At 43.3% G+C, this 19,692-nt stretch carries 16 protein-coding genes; 3 read left to right on the top strand and 13 right to left on the bottom strand.

The genetic code is table 11. The features are described 5' to 3' along the window. Positions 1-167 precede the first annotated feature (167 nt). From ACIQAA_RS09900 to ACIQAA_RS09945, 10 genes are all read right to left on the bottom strand, one after another. Positions 168-1,763, bottom strand: a complete 1,596-nt coding sequence (locus ACIQAA_RS09900) for a CTP synthase (protein WP_402618333.1) — start codon at positions 1,761-1,763, stop codon at positions 168-170. 237 nt (positions 1,764-2,000) lie between these two features. Further along, positions 2,001-2,588, bottom strand: coding sequence for a DNA-directed RNA polymerase subunit delta (gene rpoE, locus ACIQAA_RS09905; RefSeq protein WP_402618335.1), 588 nt, complete (start codon positions 2,586-2,588; stop codon positions 2,001-2,003). Between the two features lie 130 nt (positions 2,589-2,718). Continuing rightward, on the bottom strand, positions 2,719-2,928 hold the full coding sequence (locus ACIQAA_RS09910) for a hypothetical protein (protein WP_402618337.1): 210 nt from the start codon (positions 2,926-2,928) through the stop codon (positions 2,719-2,721). Between the two features lie 327 nt (positions 2,929-3,255). Further along, positions 3,256-6,522: a fused isobutyryl-CoA mutase/GTPase IcmF gene (gene icmF / locus ACIQAA_RS09915; RefSeq protein WP_402618339.1), complete on the bottom strand. Its 3,267-nt coding sequence runs from the start codon at positions 6,520-6,522 to the stop codon at positions 3,256-3,258. Between the two features lie 26 nt (positions 6,523-6,548). Beyond that, on the bottom strand, positions 6,549-7,205 hold the full coding sequence (locus ACIQAA_RS09920; RefSeq protein ID WP_402618342.1) for a TetR/AcrR family transcriptional regulator: 657 nt from the start codon (positions 7,203-7,205) through the stop codon (positions 6,549-6,551). A gap of 139 nt (positions 7,206-7,344) precedes the next feature. Further along, entirely contained in the window at positions 7,345-8,484 is a 1,140-nt protein-coding gene (locus tag ACIQAA_RS09925) for an acyl-CoA dehydrogenase (protein ID WP_402618345.1), read from the bottom strand. Positions 8,485-8,705: 221 nt separating this feature from the next. Continuing rightward, entirely contained in the window at positions 8,706-9,836 is a 1,131-nt protein-coding gene (locus ACIQAA_RS09930) for an acyl-CoA dehydrogenase (protein ID WP_402618348.1), read from the bottom strand. A 15-nt stretch (positions 9,837-9,851) separates the two neighbouring features. Beyond that, a complete protein-coding gene (locus ACIQAA_RS09935; RefSeq protein ID WP_402618351.1) occupies positions 9,852-10,703 on the bottom strand; it encodes a 3-hydroxybutyryl-CoA dehydrogenase in 852 nt (283 codons plus the stop codon). A gap of 157 nt (positions 10,704-10,860) precedes the next feature. Beyond that, positions 10,861-12,048 (bottom strand): acetyl-CoA C-acetyltransferase, encoded by a 1,188-nt coding sequence (locus ACIQAA_RS09940; protein ID WP_402618353.1) that lies wholly within the window; start codon positions 12,046-12,048, stop codon positions 10,861-10,863. 200 nt (positions 12,049-12,248) lie between these two features. Continuing rightward, positions 12,249-14,348: a (Fe-S)-binding protein gene (locus tag ACIQAA_RS09945; protein ID WP_402618356.1), complete on the bottom strand. Its 2,100-nt coding sequence runs from the start codon at positions 14,346-14,348 to the stop codon at positions 12,249-12,251. Positions 14,349-14,566: 218 nt separating this feature from the next. Here ACIQAA_RS09945 and cls point away from each other — a divergent pair, with 218 nt between their 5' ends. The 3 genes from cls to ACIQAA_RS09960 all read left to right on the top strand — a co-directional run bounded on the left by cls (position 14,567) and on the right by ACIQAA_RS09960 (position 16,936). Beyond that, positions 14,567-15,769, top strand: coding sequence for a cardiolipin synthase (gene cls, locus ACIQAA_RS09950; RefSeq protein ID WP_402618358.1), 1,203 nt, complete (start codon positions 14,567-14,569; stop codon positions 15,767-15,769). Positions 15,770-15,784: 15 nt separating this feature from the next. Then, positions 15,785-16,741: a UV DNA damage repair endonuclease UvsE gene (uvsE, locus tag ACIQAA_RS09955; RefSeq protein ID WP_402618720.1), complete on the top strand. Its 957-nt coding sequence runs from the start codon at positions 15,785-15,787 to the stop codon at positions 16,739-16,741. Positions 16,742-16,807: 66 nt separating this feature from the next. Further along, positions 16,808-16,936 (top strand): DUF4023 family protein, encoded by a 129-nt coding sequence (locus ACIQAA_RS09960; RefSeq protein WP_082799618.1) that lies wholly within the window; start codon positions 16,808-16,810, stop codon positions 16,934-16,936. Positions 16,937-17,166: 230 nt separating this feature from the next. Here the strand turns inward: ACIQAA_RS09960 and ACIQAA_RS09965 are convergent, their stop codons facing one another. From ACIQAA_RS09965 to ACIQAA_RS09975, 3 genes are all read right to left on the bottom strand, one after another. Next, positions 17,167-17,346 carry an H-type small acid-soluble spore protein gene (locus ACIQAA_RS09965; protein ID WP_283862786.1) on the bottom strand — a complete coding sequence of 60 codons (180 nt, stop codon included), beginning with the start codon at positions 17,344-17,346 and terminating at the stop codon, positions 17,167-17,169. Between the two features lie 178 nt (positions 17,347-17,524). Then, positions 17,525-19,195 carry an arginine--tRNA ligase gene (gene argS, locus ACIQAA_RS09970; protein WP_402618360.1) on the bottom strand — a complete coding sequence of 557 codons (1,671 nt, stop codon included), beginning with the start codon at positions 19,193-19,195 and terminating at the stop codon, positions 17,525-17,527. Continuing rightward, on the bottom strand, positions 19,192-19,611 hold the full coding sequence (locus ACIQAA_RS09975; protein ID WP_402618363.1) for a YwiB family protein: 420 nt from the start codon (positions 19,609-19,611) through the stop codon (positions 19,192-19,194). The genes argS and ACIQAA_RS09975 overlap by 4 nt, the downstream gene beginning before the upstream one ends. Between the last annotated feature and the right edge of the window lie 81 nt (positions 19,612-19,692).

Raw genomic sequence — 19,692 nt, forward strand, 5'->3', positions numbered from 1 at the left:
GGTTTTGTACACTTTTCTTAGAGTTTTGTACATTTTCTATAGGGTTTTGTACATTTATCTGGATATTTTGTACATTTTTTAATAGGTTTTGAACTTTTAGACAATATATGGAAACTAACCCCTAGTAAATAAGCCAGTCCTCCACAAAGAGAACTGGCTCAACTATCTTATTTTTGCAAAGAAGCTTTAATAAAGTCACGGAAAAGCGGCTGTGGACGTGTTGGTCTTGAGACAAATTCCGGATGGAACTGTGACGCAACAAACCATGGATGGTCTTGAAGCTCAATAATCTCAACCAAACGGCCGTCTGGGCTTGTACCAGAGAAGACAAATCCTGCTTCTTCCATTTCTTGACGGTAATGATTGTTAAATTCATAACGGTGGCGGTGACGCTCATACACTACTTCATCTTCATAAGCTGCGAACGCTTTTGTACCCTCAACCACTCGGCATGGATAAAGACCAAGTCTTAATGTTCCGCCTAAATCTTCAACATCCTTTTGTTCAGGAAGTAAATCAATAATTGGATGCTTCGTTTCAGGGACAAACTCTGCAGAATGCGCATCTGAATAACCAAGTACATGGCGTGCATATTCAATCGTAGCCAGCTGCATGCCTAAGCAAATACCAAGGAAAGGCTTTTTCGTTTCACGCGCATAGCGTGTTGCTTGAATCTTCCCTTCGATTCCACGGTCACCAAAGCCGCCAGGAACAAGGATTCCATCCACATCATTTAGAAGCTCGGCAACATTTTCTGCTGTCACATGTTCCGCATTAATCCACTTAATTTCCACATCCGCATCAAACGCATAGCCTGCATGCTTCATCGCTTCGACAACAGAAATATACGCATCCTGAAGTTCCACATATTTACCTACAAGACCAATACGCGTTTTACTTGAAAGATTAAGAACCTTATCAACTAAAGCTTTCCATTCGGTCATTTCTGGTTCTGGTGTTGTAAGCTTCAAGTGGTCACAAACAATTTGATCCATATGCTGCTCTTGAAGAGCCAATGGAATCGAATAAAGCGTATCTGCGTCACGGCATTCAATAACCGCTTTCGCATCGATATCACAGAACAAAGCAATTTTATCCTTCATGTCCTGTGAAACCGGCATCTCCGTACGAACGACGATGATATTTGGCTGAATACCTAGACTGCGAAGCTCTTTTACACTATGCTGCGTCGGCTTCGTCTTCATTTCGCCCGCCGCTTTAATATAAGGAATTAATGTACAGTGAATGTACATCACATTGGAGCTTCCGATATCGCTCTTGATTTGACGGATTGCTTCTAGGAATGGAAGTGACTCAATATCCCCTACTGTTCCACCAATTTCAGTGATGACAACATCTGCATTTGTTTCATTGCCGGCACGGAAAACACGTTCTTTAATTTCATTGGTAATGTGCGGGATAACCTGAACCGTTCCACCTAAATAATCGCCTCGGCGTTCCTTACGCAAAACAGTAGAATAGATTTTCCCAGTAGTCACGTTGCTGTACTTATTTAAGTTAATATCGATAAAGCGTTCATAGTGACCTAAGTCTAAATCGGTCTCCGCGCCATCACCGGTCACGAATACTTCACCGTGCTGATACGGACTCATTGTTCCTGGATCCACGTTAATGTATGGGTCAAATTTTTGAATCGTAACGTTCAGTCCACGATTTTTCAACAAACGGCCTAATGAGGCTGCGGTAATTCCTTTTCCTAACGATGAAACCACACCGCCAGTTACAAATATATACTTCGTCATAAAAAAATCCTCCTCTATTTCAGTTTGTGCAATCTTCTTGCTGTTTAAGGCTTCTTTTATAAAAATTTTTAAAGAAGTCTCGGTCAATGCCGAAAGAGCTATGTATCATCGACTGACAAAATAAAAAAGCACTCCGCTTACGCAATGTAAGGGAGCGCTCTATAAGCAAATTATGATCCGTTCCTTTTAAAAGGAGCCCAAAAAAGATTGTACAAGTGCAGAGATAAAAAGTCAAGCCTATAATAGGTCGTCTTCATCCTCTGTATCATCTAAATCTAAATCTTCTTCCTCTTCATCAAGTACCTCGTCAAGGTCTTCTTCTTCATCAAGATCGAATTCATCGTCATCATCGATTACATCATCATCATCGTCTATATCATCGACATCGTCGAGGTCATCAAGTAAATCATCCTCTTCGTCATCGAGGAGATCATCTTCATCGACAAAGTCATCCAGCTCATCGTAATCTTCGTCAATATCATCGAAGTCTTCGATTTCGTCTTCATCGACAACCTTTTTCGCCTTTTTCTTCTTAGGCTTAATAACGGTAACCACTTCTTCTTCCTGTGTATCGACTGGATACCACACGCGAAGACCCCAGCGGTTATCACCTAATGAAAGAAAACGGCCATCGATATTTATGTCTGTATAGAATTGAGCGATTCTCGATCTAATTTGATCCTCTGTGATTTCTGTAGCTGCAGCAATTTCTTTAATTAAATCGTGGAAGGAAATTGGCTGTTTGCTGCCTTTTAGAAATTCATACGCCATCTCAATGAGGGATAACTCTTTTAATTGCTCTTTTGAGTAACCTTGTAAACTCAATATCGGCACTTCCTTTCTCTATTTAACACTCTATATAAATGAGTGATAACGGGCAAAAATTTTAGCACCAGAGTGCTAGTTTTTTGACATATTCTTCATTATAAACAATATTCTCCCGTTTATGCTAGTTCTATCTGCTGTTTTGCTTGATTTTTTCCTGTTTAGACTTGTTATCATCCGGTTTTTTCTCTTTTTTTAGCATTTTCAGCTCTTTCATTGCCTTTAACATGAAGAAAATCGCCAATACTAAAAAGGAAATGGCACCTAATTGGTGTTGATAGAGATAGTATAACGGCCAGGCAAAAATTATAAAAAACAAGAACGTATAGTTTATCTTCATTGTCAACACCTGCCCCGGGACCCATTGATGTTTGCTCATCTATTATATAAGAAAAATAGCCAAGATTATTACAAGTAAAAAAAATAATTTTGTTGGCTGCAACTGGACTGTTGATTTGCGCTCCAGGCACTTCGCTTTCCGCAGGCGTTGCGGTGAGCCTCCTCGGCGCTAGCGCCTGTGGGGTCTCACCTGCTCCGTACTCCTGCAGAAGTCTTCGTGCCTTCCGCGCAAATCAACAGGTGCCAATATCAATATTTTGCCTTAACACAGCCTTATAAAAAAACAATGGCTTAATAGCTGTTGCTTATTAAGCCATTGTAATAAAATTTACATGTTTCTTCTATATTGCCCGCCTACTTCGTATAGTGCTTTGGTGATTTGTCCGAGGCTGGCTGTTTTTACGGTTTCCATTAGTTCTGCAAAGATATTCTCGTTTTTAACAGCTGCGGTTTTCAAGCGATCTAACGCTTTTGCAGTTTCTGCTGCATGTGCTTGCTGGAAGGCACGTAAGTTTTGAATTTGTAATTCCTTTTCCTCATAGGACGCTCGTGCCAGCTCCATGCTGTCGATGTCTTCTTCTGAAGGAGGATTTGGATTTAAATACGTATTGACGCCGATAATTGGCAGCTCGCCGGTATGCTTTTTCATTTCATAGTACATCGATTCGTCTTGAATTTTTCCGCGTTGATACTGAGTTTCCATCGAACCTAGGACACCACCGCGGTCGTTTAAGCGTTCAAACTCTTGAAGAACCGCTTCCTCCACAAGGTCCGTAAGCTCTTCAACAATAAAGGAACCCTGGAGTGGATTTTCATTTTTCGTTAAACCATGCTCTTTCGTAATAATCATCTGAATCGCCATCGCGCGGCGAACCGATTCTTCTGTTGGTGTTGTAATTGCCTCGTCATACGCATTTGTATGAAGGGAATTACAGTTATCGTGTAAGGCCATCAATGCCTGCAAAGTCGTACGAATATCATTAAAGTCAATTTCTTGCGCGTGGAGCGAACGGCCGGATGTTTGAACATGGTACTTCAGCTTTTGACTGCGCTCAGCCGCACCATATTTATCACGCATAACCGTCGCCCAAATACGACGCGCCACCCGTCCAATAACGGTATATTCCGGATCCAAGCCATTGGAGAAGAAGAATGATAAGTTTGGCGCAAAATCATCAATTTTCATTCCTCGGCTTAAATAATACTCAACATAGGTAAACCCGTTTGAAAGCGTAAATGCCAGCTGCGAAATGGGGTTAGCGCCTGCCTCGGCAATATGATAGCCAGAAATCGAAACAGAATAATAATTACGCACCTGCTGGTCGATGAAATATTGTTGAATATCGCCCATCATACGTAAGGCAAACTCCGTTGAAAAAATACATGTGTTTTGTCCTTGGTCTTCTTTTAAAATATCGGCTTGCACCGTACCGCGGACGGTTTTTAACGTATATGCCTTGACTTGGGCAAATTCCTCAACTGTCAACACGCGGCCAAGCTCTTCCTCCTTTTTCTTCACCTGCTGATCAATCGCCGTATTCATAAACATCGCTAAAATAATTGGTGCAGGACCATTAATCGTCATCGACACCGATGTAGATGGATGACAGAGGTCAAAGCCATCATATAGCTTTTTCATATCATCAAGCGTACAAACATTCACGCCGCTTTCGCCAATTTTCCCAAAAATGTCTGGACGATAGTCCGGGTCCTCACCATACAATGTCACCGAGTCAAATGCGGTGCTTAAGCGTTTTGCTGTATCATCCTTTGATAGATAGTGGAAGCGGCGATTCGTTCTCTCCGGCGTTCCTTCCCCAGCAAATTGACGTTTCGGATCTTCTCCCTCACGTTTGAACGGGAACACTCCAGCTGTAAACGGATACGAACCTGGTACATTCTCGCGATACACCCAGCGGAGGATCTCGCCGTAATCTTTATATCCCGGTAAAACCACCTTCGGAATATCAATGCCCGAAAGACTCTTTGTTTTTAAAACGGTAATGATTTCTTTGTCACGAATTCTCGTTACAAATTTATCGGCTTTATACGCATCCTTAGTTTTCTCCCAGCCGTCGAGTATTTTTTTCGACTCTGGTGTTAATTTCTCTTCTGTTGCCTGCTTGATACCTTCTAAGGAAGCGAGAACTTCAGCGTTTGCATCTGTTTCTTTGACGGCAGCAATTGCGCCTTCAAGCTGAAATAATTTCCGGGCAATATTCGCCTGCTCTTCAGCCTTTTTATGATAGCGGCGGACTGTTTCCGATATTTCCCGGAGATAATAGCGGCGGTCTGTTGGAATAATTACATTTTGCTTTTCTACTAACGCGTGTTTAGTAAAAGATGTAACCCAATTGGTACCCATTTTTTCATTTACTTTTTCAATTAACGCCGCAAATAACGCATTGGTGCCCTGATCATTAAACTGGCTCGCAATGGTACCGTAAACAGGCATTTCACTTGTGTCTTTTTCAAACAGCATATGACTGCGCTGGTATTGCTTTTGAACCTGACGAAGTGCGTCCTCAGAACCCTTGCGCTCAAATTTATTAATGACAATTAAGTCAGCAAAGTCAATCATATCAATTTTTTCAAGCTGTGAAGGTGCCCCGAATTCACTGGTCATGACGTAAAGGGAGACATCACAGATCTCCGTGATCTCTGCATCGCCCTGACCGATACCGCTCGTTTCCACAATTACCAGGTCAAAGCCAGCTGCCTTCACGACAGATACAGCATCTTTAATCGCCAGTGATAGTTCTGATTTTGAAGATCGGGTAGCAAGACTCCGCATATAAACATTTGGATTAAAGATAGCATTCATTCGAATCCGGTCGCCTAATAGTGCTCCGCCCGTTTTTTGCTTGGTCGGGTCAACCGATAGAATTGCCACTTTTTTATCCGGCAGTTCATTGATAAAACGGCGAATCAATTCATCGGTTAATGAACTTTTCCCAGCACCACCTGTACCGGTGATTCCGACAACAGGAATCTCCTGGGTTAACGACTTTACCTTTTCAAGGAGACTTTCGGCAGCAGCCGCCGCTTCCCGGTTGCTGTCAACATGAAGCTCGGCAAGGGTAATCAATTTTGATATTGCATTGACATCCCCACTCGGCAGCTTTTCGATATGCTCCGCATGATCAGCCGTAACCGTCGGGAAGTCGCATTCCTCCAGCATACGGTTAATCATTCCCTGAAGTCCCATTGTCCGGCCATCCTCAGGCGAGAAAATCCAGGCTATCCCGTAATCATGAAGCTCCTTAATCTCACGCGGAATAATGACGCCGCCGCCACCGCCATAAATGCGGATGTTCGGCGCACCCTTTTCCTTTAACAAATCATACATATACTTAAAGTATTCCACATGACCGCCTTGATAAGAAGAAATCGCAATTCCCTGCGCGTCCTCTTGAATCGCCGCATTGACAACCTCTTCGACCGAACGGTTATGACCAAGATGGATGACCTCTGCCCCGCTCGCTTGCAGGATTCTTCTCATAATATTAATCGAAGCGTCGTGACCATCAAACAAACTAGATGCCGTTACAAAACGAATATGATGCTTCGGCTGATAAACCTCCGTCGTGCTCATTTGTCTCCCCCTTTGTTTGGAAAAATTCACTTCGTAATCGTCCCTTTTTGCAGTGACTGACTAACCCCGTTAATCCCCAAAAATAAATACTCTGTTTGCATTTCAATGTATTCTTCTAAGGTAAATAATTTTTGCAGTGTCCAGCGGCGGAAGCTCCACATCTGTCCCTCGACAATTATCGTGTGAGAAAGGATTTTGATTTGCATTTCTGTTAGGTTTAATTCCCCATTTTCCACACACAGTGTGATGAGTTTTTCGAACATCGCCGCCATTTCATTTTCCTTTTTCAACACATATGGAAGGGCGTCCTTGGTGAGCGATTTGGCCTCTTGGTACATGACCAAGATTTCCTCCTGCATTTCATCAATAACCCGAAAATAATTGGCAATCCCATGCTTCAAGCTATCCAGTGTGCCTTGCTTATGCTCAAGGTCCTCCTGAAGCAGCTCGCTTACGTGGTCATAAATACTATCACAAACGAGGTAAAGAACATCTTCCTTTGTACGAATATATTCATATAAGGTCCCTATGCTAAAACCTGCGGCCTTCGCAATTTCCCTGGTCGTCGTCCGGTGGAACCCTTTTTCTTTAAAAAGTGATACAGCCCCTTTGATCATCTGATCCCGTCTTCTTTGTACAAGGCGTTCATCTTTCACTGAAGCCTGCACTTCCCGCTTTTTCATCCCCGATTCCACCTCTTGCTAGCTCCAGCGCCTAGGGGCTCGGGTCATAAGCCAATCCGTCAAGAAGGTTAAAGAACAACCTTCTCGCCAACTCGTCTTATGCCTGTCGCCCCTAAGCAAGGCGCTTCCGCTTTAATATTTACTTTGTTATCATTCTCGAGATAACGAGGCGCTGGATTTCCTGTGTTCCCTCATAGATTTGTGTGATTTTTGCGTCACGCATAAATCTCTCTACTGGATAATCCTTGGTATAACCGTATCCGCCAAATACCTGCACCGCTTCCGTTGTAACTTTCATCGCCGTATCGCCGGCAAATAATTTTGACATCGCAGATTCCTTGCCGTAAGGCAGACCCTGCGACTCAAGCCATGCAGCTTGATAGGTTAATAGTCTTGATGCTTCAATGTTTGTCGCCATATCCGCAAGCTTGAAGGCGATTCCTTGGTTCGCAGCTATTGGCTTGCCAAATTGCTGACGCTCTTTTGAATAGTCCACCGCAGCGTCAAGCGCCCCCTGTGCAATTCCAACCGCCTGTGCCGCGATTCCGTTACGGCCGCCATCAAGCGTCATCATCGCAATTTTGAAGCCCTCGCCTTCTTCACCTAATCTATTGGTGACAGGCACCTTGCAATCTTCAAAAATAATTTCAGTAGTCGGTGAAGAACGAATGCCGAGTTTCTTTTCTTTTTTCCCCACAGAGAAGCCTGGGAAGTCGCTTTCGACGATGAATGCGGTGGTCCCTTTTTGTTTGCTGGTTGGATCCGTTAAGGCGAAAACAACATAGATATCAGCAACGCCGCCGTTTGTGATGAAAATTTTTGATCCATTGAGGATGTAATGATCGCCTTCACGCCTTGCTGTTGTTCTCATCCCGCCTGCGTCAGAACCGCTGCCTGGTTCTGTTAACCCGTACGCTCCAATTTTAGAGCCTTCCGCCATCGGACGAAGGTATTGTTGCTTTTGTTCTTCGGAACCGAATTTGTATATCGGCCAGCCTGCTAATGAAGTGTGCGCGGACAATGTTACGCCTGTTGATGCGCAAACCCTTGATAGCTCTTCAATCGCTATACAATACGCAAGGTAATCGCTGCCAATGCCGCCGTACTCTTCCGGCCACGGAATCCCTGTCAATCCAAGCTCCGCCATCTTGTCAAAAATTTCACGATCAAAACGTTCTTCCTCATCACGCTCAGCCGCAGTTGGAGCTACCTCATTTCTAGCAAAATCGCGAACCATTTTCCGAATCATTTCATGTTCTTCCGATAAGCGAAAATTCATTTTATACGTCCTCCTTAAGGTAACTACTCTCTTTAAACCGTACAGTTTTTACGAAAAAGCATACAGTTTCTACAAATATCCATACAGCTTCTACATAAAACCATACGGTTTCTACAAAAAACCATACAGTTCCTACAATTGGCTTGGGTATCTACACATTCCAGTCTGATATCAACACAAATCTCAAATATATCTGCACAAATCCGTAACGTATCTACAAATTATAGATATTTACTAATCACAATCCGCTGAATCTCACTGGTTCCCTCATAAATCTCGGTCACTTTTGCATCACGGAAGTAGCGCTCGACTGGATAGTCCTCTGTATAGCCATATCCACCAAACACCTGAATCGCTTCTGTCGCAGTTTCCACAGCCGTTTTCGAAGCAAATAACTTTGCAATCGAAGCTTCCATGCCACATTTTAGACCCTGTGCCCGTAAATCGGCCGCACGATAGAGTAATAGTCTAGCAGCTTCAACATTTGTCGCCATGTCGGCCAATTTAAACCCAATTCCTTGCTGTGCCGCAATGGGCTTTCCAAACTGCTGACGTTCTTTTGCATACTCCACCGCCGCACCAAGTGCCGCTTCTGCAATCCCTAATGCCTGAGCGGCAATCCCGATTCGTCCGACATCCAGGTTGGCCATCGCAATTTTAAAGCCTTCTCCTTCTTGCCCCAACAGATTCTCTACAGGCACACGCATATCTTCAAAAGTAAGCTGTACCGTTCTTGAGCCATGAAGTCCCATCTTATGTTCATCCTTGCCAATAACAAGACCAGGTGAATTTTTTTCAACAATAAACGCCGAGATTCCTTTGCTGCCTAATTCAGAATTGGTAGAAGCAAATACGATGTAAACATCCGCTTCCCCGCCATTGGTGATAAACATCTTCGAGCCGTTGATCACATAATGGTCATCCTTTTTAACCGCGCGGGATTTCATGCTTTTTGCATCCGATCCTGACCCCGCCTCTGTTAAGCAAAACGCCGCCAAATACTCCCCTGACGCCAGTTTCGGCAAAAACCGCTGCTTTTGTTCATCCGAGCCAAAATACAGGATTGGATTGGTTCCGACCGATGTATGAACAGAAAGGATGACGCCTACGGTCGCGCTGACCCGTGATATCTCATTAATCGCGATGATATAAGAGACAAAATCCATCTCTGCACCGCCGTATTTTTCCGGAACCGGAATCCCCATCAAACCCAGTTCACCCATTTTACGGAGAAGTTCACGTGGAAATTCGCCCTTTTCCATCCGCTCAACAAACGGGGCAATTTCGTTTTCGGCAAAATCGCGAACCATTTTCCGCATCATTTCCTGCTCTTCTGAAAATCTAAGATTCATAGTTTCATCCCCAAATCATTCGTATGTGTAGAAGCCTCGACCTGATTTCTTCCCAAGCCAGCCTGCTTTAACATACTTACGCAGCAGCGGGCATGGACGGTATTTTGTATCTCCAAAGCCTTCATGGAGGGTTTCCATAATATAAAGGCATGTATCAAGTCCGATAAAATCCGCTAAAGTCAGCGGCCCCATCGGGTGGTTCATCCCAAGCTTCATCACTTCATCGATGGCTTCCTTCGTTGCCACACCTTCATACAGCGTATAAATCGCTTCATTGATCATCGGCAGTAGAATTCGGTTTGAAACGAAACCAGGAAAGTCATTTACTTCAACAGGAACCTTACTCAATGTCTTGGTCATATCCTCAATTACTTGGTAAACTTCATCTGCAGTAGCTAAGCCGCGAATGATTTCCACCAGCTTCATAACAGGTACCGGATTCATAAAGTGCATTCCGATTACCTGTTCCGGACGTTTCGTCGCAGCCGCAATTTCCGTAATAGGTAGGGATGAAGTATTGCTCGCCAAAATCGCATGTGCTGGCGCAATTTGATCTAATTGCGCGAAGATTTTTGTTTTGATTTCCATATTTTCAACCGCTGCTTCAATCACGAGGTCGACCGCACGGGCATCATTTAGATCCGTTGAAGCTGTAATGTGATTCAGGACTTCTTGTTTTTGCTCATCTGTCATTCTGCCTTTATCCACGTTTCTGGATAAATTTTTGCTGATGACCCCTAACCCGCGCTCCACAAATTCCGGTTTTAAATCATTGAGATACACGGTGTAGCCTGCCTGGGCACAAACCTGAGCAATCCCGGCCCCCATTTGACCCGCTCCGATTACCATTACCTTTTCAACCTTCATTACTTCCCCTCCAATTGCCCTTTTTTTAAAAATAATCCCTAGTGGGTTTTAGATTTTTTGAGTTTTGTACATTTTTTTCGATGTTTTGTACAAATTCTTTAAGGTTTTGTACATTTTTCTTGGAGTTTTGTACATTTAGACATTATCTGGAAACTGCTTACCCTCTTGGAACCTCAATCATCACCGCATCACCCTGACCGCCGCCGCTGCAAATAGCTGCAATCCCAATTCCGCCCCCGCGTCGTTTCAGTTCGTGCATTAACGTGATAATAATCCGGGCACCGCTTGCTCCGATTGGATGACCTAATGCGACCGCACCGCCATTGACATTGACCTTTTCCGGATCAAGGCTGGCAATTTTTCCACTTGCTAAGGCAACAGCTGCAAAGGCTTCGTTGATTTCAAATAAGTCGATTTCTTCTACGGTCTTACCGGTTTTTTTCAATAAGCTATTGATGACAAGTCCTGGTGTTTGTGGGAAATCCTTTGCTTCAACGGCTACCGCTGCATGCCCTAAGATAACCGCTTCTGGCTTCCGGCCTTCGCGTAACGCTCTTTCTTCACTCATTAAGATAAGGGCTGCCGCACCGTCATTGATTCCAGGGGCATTTCCTGCTGTGATGGTACCGTCAGAGTTAAAGACGGGCGCTAGTTTTGCAAGTCTTTCGATGGAGGTGTCTTTTCGTGGTGATTCATCATGCTCGACAACAACCGGCACACCTTTACGCTGCGGGACGATGACAGGCACGATTTCTTCTGCAAAAATTCCGCCTTTGATCGCGGCAATTGCTCTTTGGTGACTTCTTAATGCCCACTCATCCTGAGCTTGACGGCTGATTTCCATTTCTTTTGCTGTTGAATTTCCGTATGTTCCCATATGAACCCCTGTGAAGCTGCAGCTTAAGCCGTCATGAATCATTAAATCCTTTACCGAGGAATCACCCATTTTTAAGCCCCAGCGTGCCTTTGGTAAAATATATGGGGCGTTGCTCATCGATTCCATACCGCCTGCAGCAATTAAATCCTCATCGCCTGTACGGATAATCTGATCCGCTAACGTGACACTGCGCATTCCAGAAGCGCAAACTTTATTGATGGTTTCTGTTTTAACTTCCCAAGAAAGTCCAGCCTCTCTTGCTGCCTGACGTGAAGGAATTTGTCCTTGACCGCCTTGTAAAACTGTACCTAAAATAACCTCCTGTACATCGTCAGGATTCACTCCAGCGCGTGCGATTGCTTCTTTCACCGCAATACCGCCCAGCTGTGAAGCTGTCAGACTGCTAAGTGCTCCGCCAAATTTTCCAAATGGTGTTCGAACCCCGCTCAAAATAACTGTTTTCCCCATTCAAAGCACTCTCCCTATTCTTTAATCCTTTAATTGACTGAACGCTCGCTCGATTTATGTTTAAAAAAAATCTACAAAATGTAAGCGTTTTATTACTCACTATCTATTTTACATAAAAAAGAGCAGAAGTTGAAATATTTTACACAAAATTCCTAAGATTTTATGAATTCAGGTAACAAAACAACTTCTGCCGTTAATTTTTAAGCTACGTTTCCACAAACAGCTTTTTCTAAAAGCTCTGCCACATCATAGGTGGAGATTTTCTCTTCTACTTCTTTCGCCTTCGTACCGTCTGACAGCATAGTTAAACAGTACGGACATCCAGAACTGATCACAGAAGGATTCACGGCAAGAGCCTGCTCGGTTCGTGCTACGTTAATGCGGTGTCCGGTTTCTTCCTCCATCCACATTAAGCCGCCGCCTGCACCACAGCACATTCCCGTTTCTCTGTTTCTTTCCATTTCCACCAGCTGTACACCAGGGATAGACTTTAAAATCTCCCTTGGCGGATCGTATACATCATTGTATCGACCTAAGTAACATGAGTCATGGAAGGTGATTTTTTCGTTAACCGCATGCTTCGGTACAAGCTTTCCATCACGAACTAACTGGTAAAGTACCTCTGTATGATGATAAACCTCTGCCTCTAAACCAAAGTCCGGGTATTCATTTTTGAAAATATTGTAGGCGTGCGGGTCAATTGTAACAATCTTCTTAACCTCAGCTTTTTCAAATTCCTCGATATTCTTCGTCGCAAGCTCCTGGAACAAGAACTCATTGCCGAGACGGCGCGGTGTGTCACCTGAGTTTTTCTCTTTGTTACCTAAGATTGCAAATTTAACTCCTGCTTCATTTAGAAGCTTTGCAAAGGAAAGAGCGATTTTCTGACTGCGGTTATCGTAGGATCCCATCGAACCAACCCAGAATAAGTATTCGAACTCCTCGCCTTTTTTGTTCATTTCTTTTACCGTCGGAATCTCTACATCCTCGCGGACTTCACGCCAGCTTTCGCGCTCTTTTCTGTTTAAGCCCCAAGGATTGCCTTGACGCTCGATGTTGGTCATCGCACGCTGTGCATCTGCGTCTAACTTTCCTTCTGTTAAAACAAGATAACGGCGCAGGTCGATAATTTTATCAACGTGCTCGTTCATAACTGGACATTGGTCTTCACAGTTTCGGCAAGTCGTACAAGCCCAGATTTCCTCTTCGGTGATTACATCGCCAATCAAGCTTGGATTATATGCAAGTGTTGCTGCTGTTTCTTGTGCACCTTGACCACTGGCAGCCAGCGCGATTTGATTCCCCCTTGTATTGCCAAACGCGAAGGTCGGCACCCACGGCTGTTTGGAGGTAACGGCCGCACCATGATTCGTTAGATGATCACGCATTTTGACAATTAAATCCATTGGCGATAGCATTTTTCCAGTACCTGTTGCCGGACACATATTGGTACAGCGTCCACATTCTACACAAGCGTAAAAGTCGATCATTTGGTGCTGCGTAAAATCCTCAATTTTTCCAACTCCGAAGGATTCTTGTGACTCGTCCTCAAAATCGACCTTCTTCAACTTACCTGGTTTTTCTAAACGGTTAAAATATACGTTTGCCGGTCCGGCAATTAAATGTGCGTGTTTTGATTGTGGTACATACACTAAGAAGGTTAGTAAGAATAATAAATGTACCCACCATGCTACATAAAAAATGACAATTGAAGCGGTTTCACCAATCCCTGAAAAAATAAGCGCAATTAACGATGCAATTGGCTCTGTCCAAGTGGCTTCGTGGCCGTGCCAGATAATACCCATACCGTTTCCTAAAAGAACTGACAGCATTAAACCGCCGATAAAAATTAATACAAGTCCTGATTTAAAATTGCGCTTCAAGCGGACAAGTTTTTCCACATAACGGCGATAAAAAGCCCAAATAACCGCAACAAGGATCATCAGTGTCACGATTTCCTGGAAAAAGGTAAACCCTGCATACAGCGGCCCCAGCGGTAAATGAGAGCCTGGTACTAATCCCTTCCAAATGAAATCAATCGCACCAAATTGAACAAGAATAAAGCCATAAAAGAACATCACGTGCATGATGCCGCTTTTTTTGTCCTTTAATAACTTCTTCTGACCAAAAACGTTGACCCAGATTTTTTGCATTCGTTCTTTGACTTTGTTGTCAAACTCAACCTTTTTCCCCAGCTTAATGAATTCAATCCTCGTTTTAACCACGTAAACGAACAGACTGACTGCGTAAGCGGTTACAGCAAGGAATGCAATGAGGTTCATCCATAAAAGCCCATTCATTCAATACGCCCCCTTTGTTTTTTCTTAATCCCAATTGTTTGTTTTTAGTAGAAAATTTCAAAACAATAAAATTTTCTGACTTCTATTATCACCATTATATAATGAATGAGCATTCAGTCAAACGTTTTTTAGCAAAAATCATTTCGACATTTATTGAAACTCATACTATAGACTCTGTTTGGCAAACCTAAAAGAAATGATTGGAGGAACGATACTGAATGAATTTACCATCCATTGTCATCGCTCTTATACTTCTTATCATTGTATGGTTTTATCTCGATCTTACCTTAGGAAGAAGAAAGCATCGTTCACTTTTTAGCAAACGAGAAACGCCGATTCTGCACGGAAATTTCGATATTTTTCCACATGGAAAAGGATTGTTTGCTGATTACTTTCATGAATTAAAAAGTGCCCGTAAGCATATACACATCCTTTTTTATATCGTAAGGGATGATGAATTCGGCCAACAGTTTTTTGATATTTTAAAAGCAAAAGCAAAGGAAGGCGTCGAAGTTAGACTGCTGGTCGACCGGGTTGGCAGTTATCAGGTGAAAAAGCCGGCAATAAAAGAATTGCGTGATGCAGGTGTTCAATTTGCCTTTAGCAATCGATTACGGCTTCCATTCCTTTTCTATTCTTCCCAGGTACGAAACCACCGTAAGATTTCGATTATTGATGGCAAAATTGGTTATCTTGGCGGCTTTAATGTTGGTAAAGAATATATTGATCAAGATCCGAAGCTAAGTCCCTGGCGTGATTACCATTTAAAATTCACTGGTGAAGGTGTCCCGTATCTACAGCGTGAGTTTTTTATTGATTGGAATGAGTACGCTTCTGAACATGTGGTCGTAGATTCTCGTTATGCTCCTGAGCAGCCCAAAGGGACGGTACCACATCAATTGGTTCCAACGGAGGCAGGCCGCCTTGAAGATAAGTATTTCCACTTAATTCAAAACGCAAAAAAGTCGATTACCATTGGTACTCCGTATTTTATTCCAAGCAAAAAACTCATGGATGAACTGATCCTTGCTGCAAAGCGCGGCATTAAGATTACCATCGTTGTGCCTTATATAAATGACCATATGCTTGTACAAGAAGCTTCATACCGTTATTTACGTTTGATTTTAAAAGAAGGAGCACAGGCTTTTCAGTATAAGAATGGTTTTTACCATGCAAAATCAATCATCATCGACGATCATCTTTGTGATATCGGTACGGCAAATTTTGATAAAAGAAGTTTGTTTTTAAACAAAGAAATTAATTGTTATTTTTTTGACCCTGCCTTTGTGGATCGGTTTAGGGATGTCCTCCATAAGGATGTTCTTGATTCAAAACCATTGAAGCTGGAGGACCTCAATAAAAAAAATTTTTACAGGTCCGTAAAGGAAGTCATTGCCGGGGCTATTTCATTCTTTTTATAGTAAGGAGTGATTGCGATAAAGATTCGTTTCGGCTATGTTTCAACAGCTATTACTCTGTGGGATGCTTCTCCATCGAAGACACTTACGTTTACTCGCTACCAGCAGTTATCTGAAAAAGAGCGTAAAAATAAGTTACTTGAGCTTACAAGGCTCAATTTAGCCCACACGCTCCGAATGTTCTATTTCAATCTCGCCCATGAAATTGAATTGTACCGGCTTTCGAGTTCGATTGTACCGTTAGCTACCCATCCAGACGTGTTATGGGATTTTGTTACACCCTTTAAGAAGCAGTGGAAGGAAATCGGTCAGCTAATCAAAAAGAATAATTTGCGAGTCAGCTTTCATCCTAATCAATACACGTTATTTACCTCTCCGCAGCCAAAAATAACCGACAATGCTGTGATCGATATGGAATATCATTATCGAATGTTTGAAGCCATGGGGGTAGAGGATAGAGGCATGATGAATATTCATATCGGCGGAGCCTATGGTGATAAGGTAGAAACGATTGTCCGTTTTCATGAGAATCTTAAAAAGCTTCCGGCGCATGTTAAGCGGGCTATGACCTTGGAGAATGATGATAAAACCTACAATACAGAGGAGACCCTGATTGCCTGTGAAAAAGAGACCATCCCCTTTGTGTTTGACTATCATCATCACATGGCAAACCTTTGCGAGCCGCCGCTAGAGGAGCTTCTGCCGCGGATTTTTAAAACATGGAGTCATGTTGACCTTTTACCAAAAATCCATATTTCCTCGCCCAAGGGTGAAAAAGAATTCAGGTCACATGCAGATTTTGTTGACCTCGATTTTATTATGCCGTTTCTAAAAATGCTGAAGGAGATTGGACAAGATGTAGACTTCATGATTGAGGCGAAAGCGAAGGACCAGGCTACATTGAAATTAGTCGAGGATATTAGTAAGGTTCGCGGCTTTAAACGAATCAGCGGGGCCACCATTGAGGTGAAATAACTCCCAGCATTTTTTCAATGGGGAATGGTTAAAGTAACAACAGATTCACACAAGGAGGGATTGTCGATGGAAAGCACCAGCCAATTCGTTCAAAAATTAGCAGAAAATGAAAAGAAGCAGAAGAAAAATCAAAAGCATGGCAACAACGACCCAGAAAGCAAATTACCAAACCATAAGCACTCACAAGGTGTCTAAAAAGAAAGAGTCTCCTTTCGAAGGAGACTCTTTTTTGTCTAGCTCCAGTGCCTAGCCAGTTTTCTTCCTGATTTGCTCCTGCGAGTATCTTGTAACAATCATGGCTTGTTAAAGCGATGATTGTTACAGCTCAAGGTCGCTTCGGTCCTGTAGATGAAGTTCGAATAGCGCGACTTCACCCACAGGCCCTCCAGCGCTTGTCGGGAAAGATCGAGGCACTTCCGCTTTTCTTACTCTTCAATTAGATTCAAGACTGGTACTTCTATTTCATTCTCCGGGTCAGACTTCGTGTAAACCCGCGCCATCTTCGTGTTGTCATCCACATGCTGAATAATCACAGGCGTTCCCTCATACGTAACATTAATCATATCCATCGACTCAGCAATTTCCTTCGCTCTTCCCACATTCATCAGGGCCACTCCTCATCTAAAAAGTACCTTAATAATATTTACCAAAATGAGGTTATTATTCTTAATAATAGTAAAAATTGGTGCCCTTTCGGTGCCTGTCACCGCTCGTGGACACTGTCCACCTCAGGCGGACACTCGAAACACAAAAAGGGCCCCCGAAAAGGGAGCCAAACCAACGTTACATTTTTTCTGGTGCTGATACACCGATCAATGCAAGGGCATTGCGCAGTGTGATTTGAACGGTTTTGATTAACGCGAGGCGCGCCTTAGTGCGCTCTGGCTGCTCGCTGTCGAGCACTTTTTCTGCATTGTAGAAGCTATGGAAGGTTGAAGCCAGTTCCATGATATAGTTCGTGACACGGTGAGGTACACGCTTCAATGCCGCTTCACCTACAGCCTGCGGGAACTCGCCAAGCTTTTTCAATAACTCGATTTCTTTTTCTGCACCAATTAGTGAGAAATCTGCATTCTTATCAACTTTAATGCCCTGCTCTTCACCTGAGCGGAGGATGCTGCAAATTCTTGCGTGCGCATATTGAGCATAATACACTGGATTTTCATTTGATTCTGAAACAGCTAAATCCAAATCAAAGTCCATATGAGTATCCGAACTTCTCATGGCAAAGAAGTAACGAGTGGCGTCGAGGCCGACCTCATCGACCAAATCACGCATAGTCACAGCTTTACCTGTACGCTTACTCATCTTCATCTTCTCACCATTTTTATAAAGATGAACAAGCTGAATGATTTCGACCTCGAGGGCGTCCGCCGCATAGCCAAGTGACTGAATCGCAGCCTTCATGCGCGGAATATAGCCGTGGTGGTCTGCACCCCAAATATTGATCAGCTTCTCAAAGCCGCGATCAAGCTTGTCCTTATGATAAGCGATGTCTGGTGTCAAATACGTATATGAACCATCCTGCTTAATAAGCACGCGGTCCTTATCGTCACCGAAGTCTGTTGAACGCAGCCATGTCGCGCCCTCTTCTTCATAAATATATCCTCGCTCACGAAGCACTTTTAATGCCTCATCAATTTTTCCATTTTTATAAAGGGACGTTTCAGAATACCATACATCGAACTTAACGCGGAAATCCTCAAGGTCCTTTTGCAATTTGGCCATTTCGTATTTCAAACCGTACTCACGGAAAAATTCAAAACGCTCCTGCTCATCCACATTTACATACTTATCGCCAAACTCCTCAGCCAGCGACTTTCCAATCCCAATGATGTCAGCACCATGGTAGCCATCCTCCGGCATTGGCTTGTCCTGACCGAGCGCTTGGAAATAACGCGCCTCCACAGACAATGCCAGATTATTAATTTGATTACCGGCGTCATTAATATAGTACTCACGGGAAACATCATAGCCTGCTTTTGCTAAAATATTGCAAAGCGAGTCTCCGACTGCAGCACCACGTGCATGGCCAAGGTGCAGGTCTCCTGTTGGGTTCGCTGAAACAAACTCGACTTGAACCTTCTGATTCCCGCCAACCGCAGTCTCTCCATACTTTTCCCCAGCTTCTAGAACCGTCGGAATTAAATCAGTTAAGTACGCATTATTCATATAAAAATTGATGAACCCTGGGCCTGCTAATTCAATTTTTTCGATGGAAGCTTTTGAGCGGTCGAAATTTTCAATGAGTGCTTCCGCAATCATCCTCGGCGCTTTCTTCGCAACACGCGCAAGCTGCATCGCCATGTTGGTTGAATAATCGCCATGTGCCTTCTCCTTTGGGACCTCGAGAATGACATCTGGAATCTGTTCTTCTGTAGCAAGATTCGCCTTCACAACCGCTGCCCGAATTTCCTCTTTTAAACGACTTTGAACCTGTTCAACTATGTTCATTTCTTCTCCTCCTGAAACGCTATTTCTAACTGATATGTACTTGTTGGAGCACCTTCCATTGAAAAATCATAGAGTACATCGAAGTGACCCTTACCATTTTCATAGGAATAATCTATTCTTTTTGCTTTTGTCACGGTCGCAAATTGGCCAAACGGCATTTCATAACTGCCATTTAACTTACGATTCAATTCAAACGGCAGACGCATTTTAATCGCACCGCCGCGTAAAATCAAGGCGTCATTATGCGCCATCTTCACAATCGTCCGGACACTTCCCTCTTCCACCGCTTCCTCATAACGAAGATAAGCAGCATTTCCTTTTTCAAAGTATGTACCAAATACCATCAATTCAAAAGTCTCATCGTGATCAATTGTGGTTTTCACGTTAATTTTTACAGGTACCTCAGGGATTGACAATGAAACGCACACCCTTTTTAAAAATGAACCTTATACAGGTCCTTAGAAATTTCTAGTTAACAACCTTTTCTATTATACCTA

It is taken from the genome of Neobacillus sp. NPDC093182 (genome assembly GCF_044754045.1).

What these genes read in the sequence shown, in the direction of transcription:
- ACIQAA_RS09900 (WP_402618333.1), bottom strand. Translation starts at nt 1,763, where the DNA reads ATGACGAAGTATATATTTGTAACTGGCGGTGTGGTTTCATCGTTAGGA.
- ACIQAA_RS09910 (WP_402618337.1), bottom strand. Translation starts at nt 2,928, where the DNA reads ATGAAGATAAACTATACGTTCTTGTTTTTTATAATTTTTGCCTGGCCG.
- icmF (WP_402618339.1), bottom strand. Translation starts at nt 6,522, where the DNA reads ATGAGCACGACGGAGGTTTATCAGCCGAAGCATCATATTCGTTTTGTA.
- ACIQAA_RS09920 (WP_402618342.1), bottom strand. Translation starts at nt 7,205, where the DNA reads ATGAAAAAGCGGGAAGTGCAGGCTTCAGTGAAAGATGAACGCCTTGTA.
- ACIQAA_RS09925 (WP_402618345.1), bottom strand. Translation starts at nt 8,484, where the DNA reads ATGAATTTTCGCTTATCGGAAGAACATGAAATGATTCGGAAAATGGTT.
- ACIQAA_RS09930 (WP_402618348.1), bottom strand. Translation starts at nt 9,836, where the DNA reads ATGAATCTTAGATTTTCAGAAGAGCAGGAAATGATGCGGAAAATGGTT.
- ACIQAA_RS09935 (WP_402618351.1), bottom strand. Translation starts at nt 10,703, where the DNA reads ATGAAGGTTGAAAAGGTAATGGTAATCGGAGCGGGTCAAATGGGGGCC.
- ACIQAA_RS09940 (WP_402618353.1), bottom strand. Translation starts at nt 12,048, where the DNA reads ATGGGGAAAACAGTTATTTTGAGCGGGGTTCGAACACCATTTGGAAAA.
- ACIQAA_RS09945 (WP_402618356.1), bottom strand. Translation starts at nt 14,348, where the DNA reads ATGAATGGGCTTTTATGGATGAACCTCATTGCATTCCTTGCTGTAACC.
- cls (WP_402618358.1), top strand. Translation starts at nt 14,567, where the DNA reads ATGAATTTACCATCCATTGTCATCGCTCTTATACTTCTTATCATTGTA.
- ACIQAA_RS09960 (WP_082799618.1), top strand. Translation starts at nt 16,808, where the DNA reads ATGGAAAGCACCAGCCAATTCGTTCAAAAATTAGCAGAAAATGAAAAG.
- ACIQAA_RS09965 (WP_283862786.1), bottom strand. Translation starts at nt 17,346, where the DNA reads ATGAATGTGGGAAGAGCGAAGGAAATTGCTGAGTCGATGGATATGATT.
- argS (WP_402618360.1), bottom strand. Translation starts at nt 19,195, where the DNA reads ATGAACATAGTTGAACAGGTTCAAAGTCGTTTAAAAGAGGAAATTCGG.